The sequence below is a fragment of the Kerstersia gyiorum genome (assembly GCF_048595715.1).
In the GTDB taxonomy this organism is placed as follows: Bacteria; Pseudomonadota; Gammaproteobacteria; order Burkholderiales; family Burkholderiaceae_B; genus Kerstersia; species Kerstersia gyiorum.
Genome location: NZ_CP169556.1, coordinates 3369404 through 3385138, shown reverse-complemented (window position 1 = coordinate 3385138; position 15735 = coordinate 3369404). Strand labels below are relative to the sequence as shown.

At 62.8% G+C, this 15735-nt stretch carries 13 protein-coding genes and 1 riboswitch; of the genes, 8 read left to right on the top strand and 5 right to left on the bottom strand.

Going from position 1 to position 15735, the window contains the following annotated elements; genetic code table 11:
- Nucleotides 1-99: 99 nt before the first annotated feature.
- The 3 genes from ACEW7X_RS14785 to ACEW7X_RS14775 all read left to right on the top strand — a co-directional run bounded on the left by ACEW7X_RS14785 (nt 100) and on the right by ACEW7X_RS14775 (nt 3534).
- Complete coding sequence (locus ACEW7X_RS14785) at nt 100-822, top strand: B3/4 domain-containing protein (protein ID WP_068367298.1); 723 nt, start codon at nt 100-102, stop codon at nt 820-822.
- A gap of 10 nt (nt 823-832) precedes the next feature.
- Entirely contained in the window at nt 833-1786 is a 954-nt protein-coding gene (locus ACEW7X_RS14780; RefSeq protein WP_068367296.1) for a LysR family transcriptional regulator, read from the top strand.
- A gap of 92 nt (nt 1787-1878) precedes the next feature.
- Nucleotides 1879-3534 (top strand): thiamine pyrophosphate-dependent enzyme, encoded by a 1656-nt coding sequence (locus ACEW7X_RS14775; protein WP_202969505.1) that lies wholly within the window; start codon nt 1879-1881, stop codon nt 3532-3534.
- Between the two features lie 146 nt (nt 3535-3680).
- On the opposite strand, the gene ACEW7X_RS14770 is transcribed toward ACEW7X_RS14775, so the two are convergent.
- Nucleotides 3681-4226: a hypothetical protein gene (locus tag ACEW7X_RS14770; RefSeq protein ID WP_068367294.1), complete on the bottom strand. Its 546-nt coding sequence runs from the start codon at nt 4224-4226 to the stop codon at nt 3681-3683.
- Between the two features lie 417 nt (nt 4227-4643).
- Here ACEW7X_RS14770 and ACEW7X_RS14765 point away from each other — a divergent pair, with 417 nt between their 5' ends.
- The gene (locus ACEW7X_RS14765; protein ID WP_068367292.1) at nt 4644-6338 is read left to right on the top strand and encodes an FAD-binding protein; all 1695 of its coding nucleotides are present in this window, start codon (nt 4644-4646) and stop codon (nt 6336-6338) included.
- Nucleotides 6339-6401: 63 nt separating this feature from the next.
- On the opposite strand, the gene gshA is transcribed toward ACEW7X_RS14765, so the two are convergent.
- Together gshA and ACEW7X_RS14755 are read right to left on the bottom strand one after the other, a co-directional pair.
- Nucleotides 6402-7991, bottom strand: a complete 1590-nt coding sequence (gshA, locus tag ACEW7X_RS14760) for a glutamate--cysteine ligase (protein WP_068367290.1) — start codon at nt 7989-7991, stop codon at nt 6402-6404.
- A 152-nt stretch (nt 7992-8143) separates the two neighbouring features.
- On the bottom strand, nt 8144-8419 hold the full coding sequence (locus ACEW7X_RS14755) for a helix-turn-helix domain-containing protein (protein WP_127775209.1): 276 nt from the start codon (nt 8417-8419) through the stop codon (nt 8144-8146).
- A gap of 122 nt (nt 8420-8541) precedes the next feature.
- On the opposite strand from ACEW7X_RS14755, the gene ACEW7X_RS14750 reads away from it, so the two are divergent.
- The 4 genes from ACEW7X_RS14750 to ACEW7X_RS14735 all read left to right on the top strand — a co-directional run bounded on the left by ACEW7X_RS14750 (nt 8542) and on the right by ACEW7X_RS14735 (nt 12890).
- The gene (locus tag ACEW7X_RS14750; protein WP_130486506.1) at nt 8542-9444 is read left to right on the top strand and encodes an AEC family transporter; all 903 of its coding nucleotides are present in this window, start codon (nt 8542-8544) and stop codon (nt 9442-9444) included.
- A gap of 189 nt (nt 9445-9633) precedes the next feature.
- A riboswitch (SAM riboswitch) is annotated at nt 9634-9712 on the top strand.
- A gap of 25 nt (nt 9713-9737) precedes the next feature.
- Nucleotides 9738-10964 (top strand): homoserine O-succinyltransferase MetX, encoded by a 1227-nt coding sequence (metX, locus tag ACEW7X_RS14745; protein WP_068367795.1) that lies wholly within the window; start codon nt 9738-9740, stop codon nt 10962-10964.
- On the top strand, nt 10961-11596 hold the full coding sequence (gene metW, locus ACEW7X_RS14740; protein WP_240733266.1) for a methionine biosynthesis protein MetW: 636 nt from the start codon (nt 10961-10963) through the stop codon (nt 11594-11596). Before metX ends, metW begins: the two co-directional genes overlap by 4 nt.
- An 88-nt stretch (nt 11597-11684) precedes the next feature.
- On the top strand, nt 11685-12890 hold the full coding sequence (locus tag ACEW7X_RS14735; RefSeq protein ID WP_083969366.1) for an AmpG family muropeptide MFS transporter: 1206 nt from the start codon (nt 11685-11687) through the stop codon (nt 12888-12890).
- Nucleotides 12891-12960: 70 nt separating this feature from the next.
- On the opposite strand, the gene ACEW7X_RS14730 is transcribed toward ACEW7X_RS14735, so the two are convergent.
- Together ACEW7X_RS14730 and gdhA are read right to left on the bottom strand one after the other, a co-directional pair.
- Nucleotides 12961-13851 (bottom strand): universal stress protein, encoded by an 891-nt coding sequence (locus ACEW7X_RS14730; protein ID WP_420177368.1) that lies wholly within the window; start codon nt 13849-13851, stop codon nt 12961-12963.
- Nucleotides 13852-14204: 353 nt separating this feature from the next.
- Nucleotides 14205-15554, bottom strand: a complete 1350-nt coding sequence (gene gdhA, locus ACEW7X_RS14725; RefSeq protein WP_193755138.1) for an NADP-specific glutamate dehydrogenase — start codon at nt 15552-15554, stop codon at nt 14205-14207.
- Between the last annotated feature and the right edge of the window lie 181 nt (nt 15555-15735).

Genomic DNA, 15735 nt, shown 5'->3' with positions numbered 1-15735 from the left:
TCAGTATCTGCATGATATGGCATCCGGCGTCAGTGTATAGTCCTTGCGAATCCGGCCGCGCCTGGCTGGGCCTGTGCATCTGTTCCGTATCGAGACCGCATGTCGACGAATTTCTCCTATACCATTCATCCCGAAATCTTCCAGGACTATCCGGAATACCGGCGGGGCGTGGTCGTATTCACGGACCTGGACAATTCGCAGCCCGACGCCGGATTGACGGCCTTGCTGCGTGCCAGCGAAGCGGCATTGCGCGAGCGCATCACCGGTAATCCGGCCGAGTATCCGCAGATCGCCGCCTGGCGGGATGCCTATCGCCGGTTTGGCGCCAAGCCCTCCGAACACCGCAGCGCCATCGAAGCGCTGAGCCGCCGCGTGCTCAAGCCGGATACGCTGCCGGATATCAATCCGCTGGTGGATATCGGCAACTTGCTGTCTTTGCGTTATGTGCTGCCGGCCGGGGTGCATCCCATCGGAGCGCAATCGCAGGAGATCTGCCTGCGCAAGGCTGCGGAGGCTGACGGTTTTCTGGCCGACCCCGGCAAGGCGCCTGAAAGCATCGCCGCCGGCGAAATCGTGCTGGCTGCCGGCCAGCGCGTGCTGACGCGGCGCTGGACCTGGCGCCAGGCTGCCGATACGCGGACGCTGGCAGATACCTCATGCGTGTTTTTCGATATCGACGGTTTGCCGCCGACCAGCCGAGCTGACGTCGAAAGTGCCGTGGCGGATGTCGTGGCCCTGGTCGGCCGTTATTGTGGCGGACGTTGCGTGGGGCAAGCCGTGCTGGATGCTGCACAGCCCGCCATGCAGATAGCGCTGGACTGAGCGCGCGGCCATGAATCTGGCCTTCAATCACCTGAGCGTGTCTCAGTTGATGGCGTTGGCGGCCATACTCGAAGTGCGTAACCTGAGTCGGGCAGCAAGGCTGCTGGGCACGAGCCAGCCTGCCCTGAGCCGCCACCTGGCGCAGTTCCGCGAGGCCTTGGGCGACCCATTGATGGTTCGGCGCGGGCGCGAGTATGTACTGACTGAACGCGGGCAGGCCTTGCTGGACCCGCTGCGTGACGTCCTGGCCGGACTGGAGCGCCTGAGCTCTCCTGCCGAGTTTTCCCCTGCGCGCTGCGAGCGGCGTTTTTGCCTGGCAGGTTCCGATTATGTCGCGCAATACATCCTGCCCGGCTTGCTGCATGACCTGGCCTTGCAGGCGCCCGGCGTCAGCGTGGAGTTCCGCATCTGGCAGGCCGACCGCTATGACTGGCTTGAGGACGGCAAAGTCGATCTGGTGACGACCATGCTGGAAGACACGCCGGCCGATTATCACGGCCGGGTGCTGGGCGAGGATACTCCGGTTTGCTGCATGCGCAAGGGCCATGCGTTGGCCCGGCAGGCGCGGATATCCCAGGCGCAGTACCTTTCCTGGCCGCATGCCACGATCAGCATGGGGGGCGACAAGGACAGTTTCATCGACGCGCACCTGCGCCGCCAGCACCTGCGGCGCGACCTGAAACTGGCGGTGCCGTTCTACAGCGCCGCGCTCAGCGTCATTCAGCAAAGCGATATGTTGCTGACGCTGCCCGAACACATTGCCCGCCAATGGGCGCAGCAGGCGGATGTCTGTGCCCGGCCCCTGTCTTTCATCGAACACCGTTTCCGCTACTGGGTGGTCTGGCACAGTCGCATCCAGAGTTCACCCGAGCAGCAGTGGTTCCGGCAATTCGTGTTCGATCATTGCCGCAGTTCGCGTTTCCTCAGCCCTGGCGATGCCTGGCCGCCGAATCATACTGCCTGAATATTTTTCCCGCAGCCGGGGTATGCCTGGCTGCGGCATCCATCCCGGAATTCACCGAAAAGACCACCGTAATTGGCCAGGAGGCAAATGACATGCAAAAAGACCCGAACACCGCTTACCCCATGACAGGGGGGGATGCCCTGGTGCATAGCCTGCAAACCCATGGCGTCGATACCGTATTCGCGCTGCCCGGTGCGCAGATTTATGGCTTTACGGACGCGTTGGCGCGCAACCAGGACAGCGTGCGCACCATCGGAGCGCGTCATGAACAGACCAGCGCCTACATGGCCTTCGGTTATGCGCGCTCCAGTGGTAAGCCGGGGGTTTTCGCAGTCGTGCCCGGCCCCGGAATTCTCAACGCCAGCGCGGCGATGCTGACGGCACATGGCTGCAATGCGCCGGTGTTGGCCATCACGGGTGACGTCATGAGCGGCTTCAAGGACCGTGGCCGGGGGCAGCTGCACGAACTGCCCCGGCAGCTGGAAATCCTGCGCGACCTGGGCAAGTGGGCCGCTCATATCGAGCAACCCGCCGATACGCCCTGGCAGGTCGCGCGTGCCTTTCAGGAAATGCAGTCGGGGCGGCCGGGCGTCGTGTCGCTACAGGCTTCATGGGATTTCTTTACCCAGCCAGGGCGGGTGCGTACCCAGGCGCCGTTGCCGCTGCAGCCCAAGCCGCCGGTGGACACCGATGCCATTGCACGCGCGGCAACGCTGCTGGGCCAGGCCAAGGCCCCCATGATTTTCGTTGGATCTGGTGCCCTGGAAGCCAGTGTCGAAGTGCGCGATCTGGCGGAAACGCTGGGCGCGCCCGTCGTGAGTTTCCGTGGCGGCCGTGGCGTGGTGGGGGACGATCATCCGCTGGGTTTCACAGTGGCTTCCGGTGCTCGGCTCTGGCCGCAGACAGACGTGGCCGTTGTGATCGGCTCGCGCTTCGAGCTGTTCGATATCCGCTGGCGTCACCGCCCGGCAGGCCTGAAGCTGATCCGCATCGACATAGATCCGGCGGAAGTGCGGCGCATCAGCGCGGATGTCAGCGTGCTGGCCGATGCCGCCGAAGGGGCGGCGGCGTTGGCGGCTGAAGTGCAGCGCACCGGCACGCCGCCGCGCCGCGATGCCGAGCTGGCCGCCGCGAAGGCGGCGGCGGAACAGGATATCCAGTGCATCCAGCCGCAGCTGGATTACCTGCGCGTGATCCGCGATGTGCTGCCGCGCGACGGTTTCTTTGTCGAGGAAATTTCACAGGTCGGTTTTACGTCCATTTTCGGCTTTCCGGTCTATGAACCGCGTACCCTGGTGACATCTGGCCAGCAGGGCACGCTGGGCTTTGGTTTCCCGACGGCGCTGGGCGTGAAGGTGGCCAATCCGGGCAAGGCGGTGGTCTCCATCTGCGGGGATGGTGGTTTCATGTTCGCGGCCCAGGAACTGGCGACCGCCGTGCAGTACGGCATCAATGTCGTGACGATCGTGTTCAACAACAGTGCATTCGGTAATGTCTACCGTGACCAGCAGGAAGCTTTTGGCGGCCGTTTGCTGGGTTCGGAACTGGTGAACCCGGACTTCATGAAGTTCGCCGAATCGTTCGGCGTGCAGGCGCACCGGGTGCATGCGCCCGACGCCTTGCGTGGCGTGCTGGAACATGCATTTGCCGCTGACCGGCCGGTCCTCATTGAAGTGGTGGTGCCGCGTGGCAGTGATGCCAGCCCATGGAAATTCCTGCACCCGGACTTTTCCAAGGCAGCCATATAAAGCCATAGGCGGATTCTGGTTGTGCGGTGCGCTATCGCCGGCGGGCCGCTCAATGTACAAAGCCCTGCCAGCACAAGCTGGCAGGGCTTTGTTTTTTGCTTGTAGCCCCCGTCACGGTGTAGGCAACGGAGGCTGCAAGTCTGGCCTTACTGGGCCTGTTGCACCCAGTTCGTGACGTAGTTGTCGCAGCCGCCGGCCATGAACTGGTCCGGGGTCGTCAGGTTCTGCACCTTGAACGACTTGATGACGCCTTGTTCAGCCGTCAGCGAAACCTTGCACTTGACCAGGCGGCGTTCCGCCACATAGTTCAGGCCGCTTTCCGGATAGGGGTAGGGGCCGTCGAATTCGGGATTGCCGAAGGCTGCCAGGGGCGGGTAGTAGTCAGGGCCTTCGAATTGGTCGAAGGGCGGCTGGTAGTAGCCCGGGTCCATGAAGTAGCCCAGCGGACGGTCGTAGGTGCGGTCATACAGGCCGTACCAGGCGTAGTCGGTCGCGCCATTGGGCAGCGCCTTGGTTGCGGAAGGCTGGCCGAAGACCTTGGTGGCCGTCGCCACGGGCTTGCCTACCCAGGCTTGCGCAGAATAAGGCTCGGGGCCGCCCAGCGAAGCGCAGCCGGCGGCGAGCACGCAAACCGTGGCGGCGCCCGCGAGCTGCAGGCGTTTCTTTGCTTGATTCAGCGTATTTCCGATCATGATGAAGACTCGTGAAAGTGAATGAACAGGCTTCCGGGCGCGGCGCTCGGCCGGGCATCGGGATGGGTACGACGATACCGTCCGCAAGGACGGCGTGATGACTGCATTAGAACTGTTGCGGAAAGAATTAACTTCCATGATTTGTAAAGGATTGTGCGTCAGGATTAGCACATTTGCAAATAGGATTGCGACGCAATATTGATTTGTCGCATCTTCAGCGGGAATACCGCACTGCAGCAGGCTGTCCGCCCGTTTTCCAGTTGTTCACGAGGCTATCTCGGCAGGCCGTTTTCTCTTTTGTGCAACTAAATGGAATCAGATTCCATTTATGAATATAATTCCATAAAATTATCTGGACGCCTGCCGTGCGTGTCATTTTCCTTTCCGGCAGGAAGCAAAAAAAGGGATGGAGGCTGCATGACGGATCAAGGCAAGGCGGGGTTTGACCAGGAGGTCGACCTGCTGGTTTTCGGCGCGGGTGCGGGCGGAATGACTGCTGCGCTGGTGGGGGCACTGAGCGGGTTGGATGTCCTGCTGTGTGAAAAGACTACGCAGGTAGGGGGCAATACTTCTACCTCCGGCGGCACCACGTGGGTGCCTGGCAATTCGCAGGGCGGGCGCGTCGGGGCGCAGGACTCTCTGGAAGATGCCGCGGCCTTTCTGCGTGCCATCGTGGGGGACCGTGGCGGCGATGATGTCAGGGCTGCGTTCCTGGAGTCGGGGCGCCCGGCCATTGATGAGCTGGAACAGAAAACTGAAGTGAAGTTTGCCGCCGCCGCGGCGCATCCGGATTACCTGGATGGGCCGGGTTCGGCCTTTGGTGGGCGCGCATTGGGGCCCTTGCCCTTCGACGGCCGATTGCTGGGTGCGGATTTCGATCGTGTCCGGCCGCCGCGCCCCGAATTCATGGGCTTGGGCGGCATGATGGTGGGGCGCGCCGAACTGGCGCCGCTGCTGCAACCTTTCGCATCGCTGGGAAACCTGAAACTGACCCTGGGCATCGTCGGCCGCTATGCGCTGGACCGCCTGCGCTACCGGCGTGGCACGCGGCTGCTGATGGGCAATGCTTTGGTGGCGCGGCTGTTCTATAGCCTGCGCCAGCGCAAGGTCCCCGTGCTGTTCGAGACCCCCTTGCGCGAGCTGCTGCTCGAGCAGGGTAAGGTTGTGGGGGCCGTGGTGGATACGCCGCAAGGCCAGAAGCGTATACGCGCCCGTCGCGGGGTAGTGCTGGCTACCGGCGGCGTGGCCTGGAACGAAGCGCTGCGCAAACAGTATTTTCCGCCGGAAGTCAGCCTGGAATCCCAGGCGCCGGAAACCAATACGGGCGACGGGATTGTGCGCGCCATGCAGGCCGGGGCGGCATTTGATGATGGCCATGACAGCCCGGCCCTGTGGATGCCATGTTCCTTTATCCAGCGTGCCGATGGCACGCGTGGCATCTGGCCGCACATCCTGCTGGATCGCGCCAAGCCAGGTTTGATTGCCGTGGGTCGGGACGGCAGGCGTTTCGTCAATGAATCGGACTCCTACCATGACTTCTGCATGGGCATGCTGCGCCATGGCCTGAGCGAGGCATGGCTGGTCTGCGACGCAGATTTCATCAAGTCTTATGGGCTCGGGCTGGTCATGCCCGGTGGACGCGGGCTGGCGGAAAAGCTGCACAAGGGCTACCTGACGGAAGCCCCGACACTGGAAGCACTGGCGGCCAAGGTTGGCCTGGATGCGGACGCTTTCCGGCAGACGGTCAAGCGCTATAACGAGCAGGCGCAAACTGGGGTGGATGCCGATTTCGGTCGAGGGACCAGTGTCATGAACCGCTTCAATGGCGACGAGACGCAGCAGCCCAATCCTTGCCTGCGCCCGATCCGGGAACAGGGGCCGTACTATGCATTGCGCGTCGTCCCCATGGACCTGGCTTGCAGTGCCGGCTTGCGGGGCGATGTGAACGGCCAGGTATTGGATCAGCAGGGGCGGCCCATCGAGGGCCTGTATGCCTGCGGCAATGACCTGACTTCGCTGTTCAGGGGCACTTACCCCGGCCCCGGCACCACGATAGGCCCGGCCATGGTGTTTGCCTGGCGTATTGCCAAGCACGCCGCGCGGAAGACCTGATCATCCGGGTGCTTGCCCGTGAGCAGTAAAAAGAACCGCCAGGTTGCCTGGCGGTTCTTGGATTCAGGCCGCGTCGTGCTGCTTGCGATGAGGGCGTTGCAGATTGGCGTGGTAGCGCGCCACGTATTCGTCGAAGCTTTCCTTGCGGTCGGCTTCCAGTGCATGCTGCTCGGCCAGTGATCGGGCGGCCAGTTCCTGGTAACGCGCCTGGGTGGCGGCATCCAGCGCCTGGCTGCGCAGGGCGTCGGCGTGGGCGCGGCTGGTGCTCAGGCCATATTCGAAGAACGATGCCTGGGTGTCGCGCATGCCTGCCAGCAGGCGGGCCGATGGCGTGAGCGCCGGGTCTTCCAGCTTGGCACGCTGCATGGCGACGGCCTGGCGGTGCAACGTACTGCCGTGAACGCGGTCCAGCAGTTCTGCAGACGCCTCGACGCGGTCCAGGATGTCCTTGCCCCACTGCTGCAGGGAAACGGCTTCGCAGTTGCGTTCCAGCATCAGGCCGGGTTCGCGGCCCTGGCGCACGACCTTGGCGAAGTTCTGGCTGCTGCGCTCGCAATAACCCTGCGGCGCGAATGCCGGGCTTTCGTCCAGCGTGCAATACAGCAGGAAGGCATCCATGAATCGCATGGTGTCGGCGCTGATGCCGGCGGGCTCAAAGGGGTCAATATCCAGGCAGCGCACTTCCACATATTGCACACCGCGCTCGTCCAGGGCGGTCAGCGGTCGTTCGCAGCGTTTGGTGCTGCGCTTGAGACGGATATTCGAGTAGTACTCGTTCTCTATTTGCAGGACATTGGTGTTGAGCTGGATCCACTCGCCGTCGCGCTTGGTGCCGAAGGCCTCGTAGGCCGGCCAGGGAGTGGTCACGGCGTTGTAGAGGCGGTCCAGAAAGGTTTCCAGGTCGTTGTAGTTCAGCTTCAGCTGAGACTGGGCCTTGTTCTGGTAGCCCAGGTCGCTCATGCGCAGGCTGGTGGCATGGGGCAGGAAGCAGGTATCGGCGTCCCAGCGTTCCAGCCCGCCGTTTTGCACGGCGGGGAAGTTGCTGGCGATGGCGGGCGAGGCGCCGAACAGGTACATCAGCAGCCAGCTGGCTCGCGTAAAGTTGCGCACCAGCGCGATATAGCCTGCGTCACGTTGCTCGCGCAGGTTGGCGCCGGGCAGGTCCAGCAAGGGCCAGATCGCGTCGTCCAGCGAAAAATTGTAGTGAATGCCTGCGATGCACTGCATGGAACGGCCATAGCGCACCGCCAGGCCACGACGATAGACATGCTTGAGCATGCCGCTGTTCGAGGTGCCGTACCAGGCGATGGGAATTTCCTGGTCGGCTGGCAGGCGGGCCGGCATCGAGTGATTCCAGATCAACTCGTCGCCCAGGGCGGCATAGGTGGCGCGATGGGTGTCCAGCAACGCAGACAGGACATCGTCCGTGCGGGGGAAGGGATCGGTGATGAGTTCCAGCAGGGCTTCGGAATAATCGGTCGTGATATGCGGATGCGTCAGCGCGGCACCCAGCGCAGCAGGGTGGGGTGCCTGCGACAACTGGCCCTGTGCATTGACGCGCAAGCCTTCCTTCTCGATGCCACGTTGCGTGTTCTCAAGAATATTGCGGTGATTGTCCAGGCGTTGCAGGCGGGATAGCAGAAGATCGGTCACATCGACTCTTTTTATCGTATTCACAGGGAGCCGATTTTACGGGTTTGCTGGCCGCACGGTGCTTAATCCCTATCAGTTGAGGGTAAAAAAGCAAGGTTTGTCCGGCATGGCATGACGCAAACCGGCGGCTGATCAGTGCCGACGTGCTTGTTTCAGGCCGGCATGGCGCTATGATGCCGGGAGGCAGGCATATCGGCGCCGTGCCAGGGCGGAAGCGGATGGATCAGCCTTCTGTGCATGGCCAGCAGGATGGCAGCGCGCCTGCCATTGACGCGCAGCTTCCGGCAGGCGTTCTGCAGGTGGAAATTGACTGTGCGTTCGCTGATTCCGAGGATGACGCCGGTTTCCCAACTGGTTTTTCCATGCGCCGCCCATACCAGACACTCCTGTTCCCTGGCCGACAGGATGTTGTGTGTGACGAGTGTCATATGCCTATGTTTCCAACCTGCCGCATGACAGGAGGCGGCAGTGAGAAAGATTATTGTTACGTTGAGATGACGGGGCAAGGGACCATGCACGCATGCATAAATCCTTGCTGCCAAGGATACGCATGGCACCTTCCTCGATGATGCAGTTCTATCTGAACGCGCTGGCCCTGCTGGCGCCGACCATGGTCGTGGTGGGCGCCGGTTTTGTCTGGGGGCGGCGCAGCCTGCCGTTCGCAGGTCAGTTCATCTCCCAGTTGGTGACGCAGGTGGCGACGCCTGCGCTGGTATTCCATACGCTGATGACCAGCACGCTGGATAACGCCCTGCTGGCCGACGTCGTCTTACTTACGCTGGCCTGTATGGCGGCCGTGACACTGGTGTCCGCTGCCGGGCTGAAACTGGCCGGGCTGCCGGTGCGCAAGCTGCTGCCGACCACTAGCATGCCGAATGCGGGCAATATCGGGCTGCCGGTGTCCTACATGGCTTTTGGCGAAACCGGGCTGGCCGTGGCGGTGGCGATCTTCACTGTGTCGTCTTTCCTGCAACATACCGTCGGTTTGCGTATCTTGCCGGGGGGCGTGGCGCGTGGCGGCGCCTGGCGCAATCCGACGATGGCGCTGTGCGTGCTGGCTGTACTGCTGCGCGCGCTGGGCCTGGGCCTGCCGGACTGGTCACTGGAATCGGCGCGCCTGCTGGGCAGCCTGGCGGTACCGCTGATGCTGCTCAGCCTGGGCCATGCGTTGTCGCAGATTCCAGCTTCGGGCCTGCGTGCGGGTTCGTTGATGGCAGGCATGCGCCTGATCGGCGGCTGTGCCACGGCGCTGCTGGTGACCTGGGCCATGGGCGCGCCGCCGCTGATCGCCAATGCCGTGGTCCTGCAGATGTCCATGCCCTGCGCCGTGATGAGCTACATGTACGCACGTACTTACACGGACCGCGGTGACGAGGCCGCTGGCGCGGTTCTGGTGTCCACCGGCATATTCCTGGTATTCGCACCTATTCTGCTGTGGTTCCTGAGGGTGTAGGCCGGACGTTCTGCTATGGGCCATTCTTTTGTCGGGGAAGCGGGGCGGGAAAGTGATGCCGCGCGACAGGCTCTGCGCCAGTGGTGGTTCGTGTTCCCGTTCATACCGAATGCCCTCGTACCGTCGTAACCCTGCTTGCGGCGTGGCCGATGCGCCCCGTTCCGGGATGTCGGTGTTAGAATTCTTTCTCATCTTCATGGCGCCGATTTGCTTGATCTGCTTGCGGGCGCCCGATAAATCCCGCTAAAGAGGTCCATGTGACTCCTTCATCCGTATCTTCAAACGCCACCGGCATTGGGTCGTGCGTGGCTCAGGACCCATTGCAGGCTGCCATTCCGGCGGGTTCCGTCGGCGTGGTCCGGGCACAGAAAATCGCTTTCGATGAACCGCTGCAACTGGTCAGCGGCCAGGTGCTGCCCAGCTACGAGCTGGCCATCGAAACCTATGGCGAGCTCAATGCCGACCGTTCCAATGCTGTCCTGATCTGCCATGCGCTGAACGCCTCGCACCATGTGGCCGGCATCAATGCCGACAACCCCAAGGACGTGGGGTGGTGGGACAACATGGTAGGCCCCGGCAAGCCGGTGGATACCAACCGTTTCTTTGTCATTGGCATCAACAACCTGGGTTCCTGCTTCGGTTCCACCGGGCCTGCCAGCATCAATCCGGCGACTGGCAAGCCCTGGGGCGCGGCCTTCCCGGTGGTGACTGTCGAGGACTGGGTGCACGCGCAGGCTCGCGTGGCCGATTATCTGGGTATAGAACGCTTTGCTGCCGTGATGGGGGGCTCGCTGGGTGGCATGCAGGCGCTCAGCTGGGCCGTTACCTGCCCGGAACGGGTGGCCCATTGCGTGGTGATCGCCAGCACGCCGCGCCTGTCGGCGCAGAATATCGGCTTCAATGAAGTAGCGCGGCGCGCCATCATCACCGACCCTGATTTCCATGGCGGTGATTACTATGCCCATGGCACGGTGCCAGCGCGGGGCCTGTCGGTTGCGCGCATGGTGGGGCACATTACCTATCTGTCGGACGACGACATGGCCGAAAAATTCGGTCGGGTCCAGCGCGAGCCGGCGGCCAATGGCGATTACCACTACGGCTATGACGTGGAATTCGAGGTGGAATCCTACCTGCGCTACCAGGGCGAAAAATTCTCGCGTACCTTCGACGCGAATACCTATCTGCTGATTACCCGAGCGCTGGATTATTTCGATCCGGCGCGGCGTACCGGGGGCGACCTGGCGCGTGCGCTGGCGCCTGCCACGGCGGATTTTTTGCTGGTGTCGTTCACGACTGACTGGCGTTTCCCGCCCGAGCGTTCACGCGAGATCGTCGGCGCCTTGCTGCAGAACGACCGCTCCGTGACCTACGGTGAAATCAATGCGCCGCATGGCCATGATGCGTTCTTGCTGACGGATTCGCGCTATCACGCGCTGGTATCGGCCTATTTCGACAGGGTGGCGCGGGCATGCCGCCTGGGTGAACGCCAGGCGCCGGCGCAGGCAGGAGAACAGGCATGAGTGAAATTGTCGGCGTCAATGGCATGATCGTGCGTGGCGGCACGGCGCTGCGTCCCGATCTGGCGCGTATCGCCAGCTGGATCGAATCAGGCAGCCGCGTGCTGGACCTGGGTTGCGGGGATGGCACGCTACTGGCGGAATTGCGTGATCGCCGCCAGGTGCGCGGCCGTGGTGTGGAACTGAGCGACCAGTGCGTGATTGCTTGCGCCCGCCGTGGCGTGGACGTGATCCAGCAGAACCTGGAGGACGGCCTGGCATTGTTCGGCGACCAGGCTTTCGATACCGTGGTGCTGTCCAAGACCTTGCAGGCCATGCACAATACCGAGCATATCCTCAAGGAAATGGCGCGGGTGGCGCGCTATGGCGTGGTGTCCTTCCCCAATTTTGGCTATTGGCCCCATGGCTGGTCCATTCTGCGCGGCCGTATGCCGGTGACGGGTGAAATGCCCTACCAGTGGTACAACACGCCGAATATCCATCTTTGCACCCTGAGCGATTTCGAGGATCTGGCGCAACAGTGCGGATTGCGCATCCTGGAACGCGCCACCTTCGACCACAACCGCGAAGTACGCTGGTTGCCGAGCTGGCGCAGCACGCTGGCGGTCTATCGTTTCAGTTCGGCCGGCGCCTGAGGCGTGCGGCGGCCGGCACCAGGAGATTCCCATTCGTTTTGCCCGCCTGTTCACCAGCCGCCGAGTCGCTCCTCTTTTCCTGCTGGGCATGGCCAGCGGCCTGCCGCTGGAGCTGACCAGCAATACCCTGCAAGTCTGGCTGACGGTCGCGGGTGTATCGCTGCAGGAAATCGGCCTACTGACGCTGGCCGGTGCTGCCTACACCCTGAAGTTTCTGTGGTCACCGCTGGTGGACCGCTATGCGCCGCCCGGCCTGGGCCGCCGCCGTGGCTGGATTTTCCTGACGCAATGGTTGCTGGCGTTGGCGCTGGTCGGCATGGGCCTGCTGTCGCCCAGGGAGTCGCTGGGCACGCTGGCCCTGCTGGCCGTGATGGTGGCTTTTTTTTCCGCGACGCAGGATATCGCCTTTGATGCCTACCGGGCCGACCTGCTGCAACCCTATGAGCGTGGCGCCGGTGTGGCCCTGTCCGTTCTGGGGTACCGCCTGGCCAAGGTGGTCTCTGGCGGCCTGGCGGTGGTTGCCGCCGAAAAATGGCTGGGCTGGAACAACGTTTACATCCTGATGGGTGTTTGCATGGCGGCGCTGTCTGCCGTCACGCTGTTCGCGGTGGAACCGCAGCGCGATGTGCAGGCACCGGTATCGCTGCGCGCGGCCGTCATGGAGCCATTCCGCGAGTTTTTCGGGCGCAACGGCGCCTGGGAAATGGTGTTGTTCATCATTATCTACAAACTGGGCGATGCCTTTGCCTCGGCGCTGTCCAATACTTTCCTGATTCGCCATGGCCAGTTCAATGCCGAGACGGTCGGGTGGGTCAACAACGTCCTGGGCATTGCTGCGACGGTGGTCGGGGCGGTGCTGGGCGGTGCCTTGCTGGCGCGGCTGCGGTTGTTCCGTGCGCTGCTGCTGTTCGGCGCCCTGCAAGGCGCATCCAACCTGGGCTATGCATTGATTGCCTGGTATCCGGGCGAGCTTGCGCTGATGGTGCCGGTCGTGGCGTTCGAGAATGTCTGCAGCGGGTTGGGTACGGCGGCATTCGTGGCTTTGCTGCTGGCCGTATGCGACGCTCGCTATTCCGCCACGCAGTTTGCTTTGCTATCGGCACTGGCCGCGATCGGACGCACTTATATTGCCGGACCCTTGACGCCGCCGCTGGTAGGCTGGTTGGGCTGGCCGGGGTTTTTCCTGCTGTCCGTGGCGGTGGCGGTTCCAGGCCTGTGGCTGCTCTGGCGGCGCAAGACCGAAATAGAGCACCTGGATACGCGGCAGGACCCGGAGTCGGGTGATCCGTCCTGAGATGAAAAAATCGCCGCCAGGCCTTGTAGCCCGGCGGCGATGTTACGCATGGCGCGTTATCCGGATGGGATCAGATTTCGTCGTCAGCGTCGTGGGGCTGGCGTACCACCAGTACGTCGCAAGAGAGATTTTCCAGCAGGCTGGCGGCGATGCTGCCGATGGCCGTGCGCAGGATGCCAGTCAGGCCGTGGGTGCCGACGGCAACCAGATCCACATGGTTCTTGTAGGCGTATTCGGACAGCAGCGAGACGGAGTCGCCGATTTCAATCAGGATTTCCGGACGCTGGCCGTCCTGCAGGCCGGCGGTGTCGTCCAGGAATTCCTCGCCGGTCTGTTTGGCAGCCTGGCGGAAACCGTTGATGAGCGTCTGGGTGTGCAGCACGCCGGTCGCAGTGGGCAGTTCCAGGGCGTGATAGAGCTTGAAAGGCGTGCCTGGTAACAGGTTCACCACGGCATCGACGGCGTGGCGCGAGCCTTCGGAGAAGTCTGTGGCGACCAGCACGTTGCGGTAGGGGTGGCGCGGACGCTCCTTGACCACCAGTACCGGAACGGGAATGTGGCGCACCAGTTTTTCCACCGTGGTTCCCAGCAGCAGGCGGCCCAGGGTTTCATCCCGGGCGACGCCGGCCACGACCAGTTCGGCCTGGGTTTCTTCTGCCACTTGCAGGATGACATCCAGCGCCTTGCCCTGTTCCACGCGGACTTTGATGTCCACCCCGCTTTCGGCCAGGTCATCAAGCAGACGGCGTTCGGCCAGGCTGCGGTGATCCGGCGCCAGCTTGCGCCAGGTGGGCGTGATTAATTGCGCCGTCAGGGACGGTTCGATGACGTGCAGGGCGACCAGACGTGCCTGGCGGGACCGGGCCAGCTGGACGGCGCGGTCCAGGGCTCGGTCACAGCGGGCGCTGAGGTCGGTGGTCAGAAGGATGGTGCGCTGCGGTGCAGCGTCGGAATGGGGCATGGAATTGTCTCCGGCAAGGGGGCCAAGCTGAACACGGGCTCTTGACGATATCATGCCGCGTCGGCGCAATCCGTGTTTTGACGTGTATCAAGCGCCAGGAACGCAGGGCGCAGTTCCGGCCCTGCCGGGCGTGAAAAATGGCCGGTAGCAGGCGTGGCTTTAGTTGCCAGATAAGTGAAACAGCCCCGCACCGGTAGTTCCGGTGCGGGGCTGTCTTGGTGCTATCCAGGGTGGGAACATGATGGCGGCGCGATGGCTCTGCCCCTGTCCCTATTTCATGATGCCTGATCGGCGCGCCCGGCGATATGCCAGGCTTGGTGTGGCAAGGCCGGCAGGGCCTTGCCGGGCCAGGATCAATACAGGCCTTGCTGCAACATGGCGTCGGCGACTTTGACGAAGCCGGCGATGTTGGCGCCATCCAGGTAGTTGACCTTGCCGGTCGTGTCGCTGGTGCCGTAGCGCACGCAGTTGGCGTGGATGTCGCTCATGATGGCTTGCAGGCGGGCATCGACTTCGTCGCGGGTCCAGGCCAGGCGCATGGCGTTCTGGCTCATTTCCAGGCCGGACACAGCCACGCCGCCGGCATTGCTGGCCTTGCCGGGTGCGTACAGCACGCCAGCTTCGATGAAGGCATGGGCGGCTTCCAGCGTCGAAGGCATGTTGGCGCCTTCGGCAACGCAGATCACGCCGTTCTTGATGAGCGTGCGGGCGTCTTCGATTTCCAGCTCGTTCTGCGTGGCGCAGGGCAGAGCCACGTCGACGACCACGCCCCAGGGGCGCTGGCCGGAATGGAAGGGCAGGCCGAAGCGTTCGGCATACACCTTCAGCGGCTGGCGTTCGACGTTCTTGATGTGCATCAGCGCCTGCAGTTTTTCCGGCGTGAAGCCTTCGGCATCGAACACGAAGCCCTGGGAATCGGAAACCGTCAGTACCCGGGCGCCGAGCTGCATGGCTTTTTCCACAGCGTACTGGGCCACGTTGCCCGAACCGGAGACCGCGACGCGCAGGCCGTCGAATGACTTGCCCTGGGCTTGCAGCATGTGCTGGGCGAAGTAGACCGTGCCGTAGCCGGTGGCTTCCGGGCGGATCAGGCTGCCGCCGAAGCTCAGGCCCTTGCCGGTGAAGACCGCGCCGGTCTGGTTGGAAAGCTTTTTCATCATGCCGGCCATGAAGCCGACCTCGCGAGCGCCCACGCCCATATCGCCTGCCGGTACGTCGGTATCGGGGCCGATGTGGCGGAACAGTTCGATGACCAGGGCCTGGCAGAAGCGCATGATTTCAGCGTCCGAGCGGCCCTTGGGGTCGAAATCGGAACCGCCCTTGGCGCCACCCATCGGCAGCGTGGTCAGTGCATTCTTGAAGGTTTGCTCGAAGGCCAGGAACTTCAGGATGGAGAGGTTCACCGACGGGTGGAAGCGCATGCCGCCCTTGAAGGGGCCGACAGCGGAGCTGTGCTGGATGCGGAAACCGCGGTTCACATGGACTTCACCCTTATCGTCGGTCCAGGAGATGCGGAACTGGATGGCGCGCTCGGGTTCGACCAGGCGTTCCAGCAGGCCTTGTTCGGCGTAACGAGGGTTGGCTTGCAGGAAGGGCCAGAGACTGGAGGTTACTTCTTGCACGGCTTGCAGGAATTCCGGCTGGTGCGGATCACGACGGGCGACTTGTGCCAGAAAATCGTCCAGGCTCTTCAAGGTCTTCAAAATGCGAGCTCCCTCTTGGGTAGGCGCAACAATTTGGTGCGCAAAATGGTGCAAAACGGTGCGAGAGACGCATTCTATTACCAAAAAAGGCTTTTGCGTGAATGACTTACGATAAAAATAAATGGGGACGGATTGAAATCAAAATGCCTGTTTTGCTAAAAACAGGGACAGTCTTTTGATA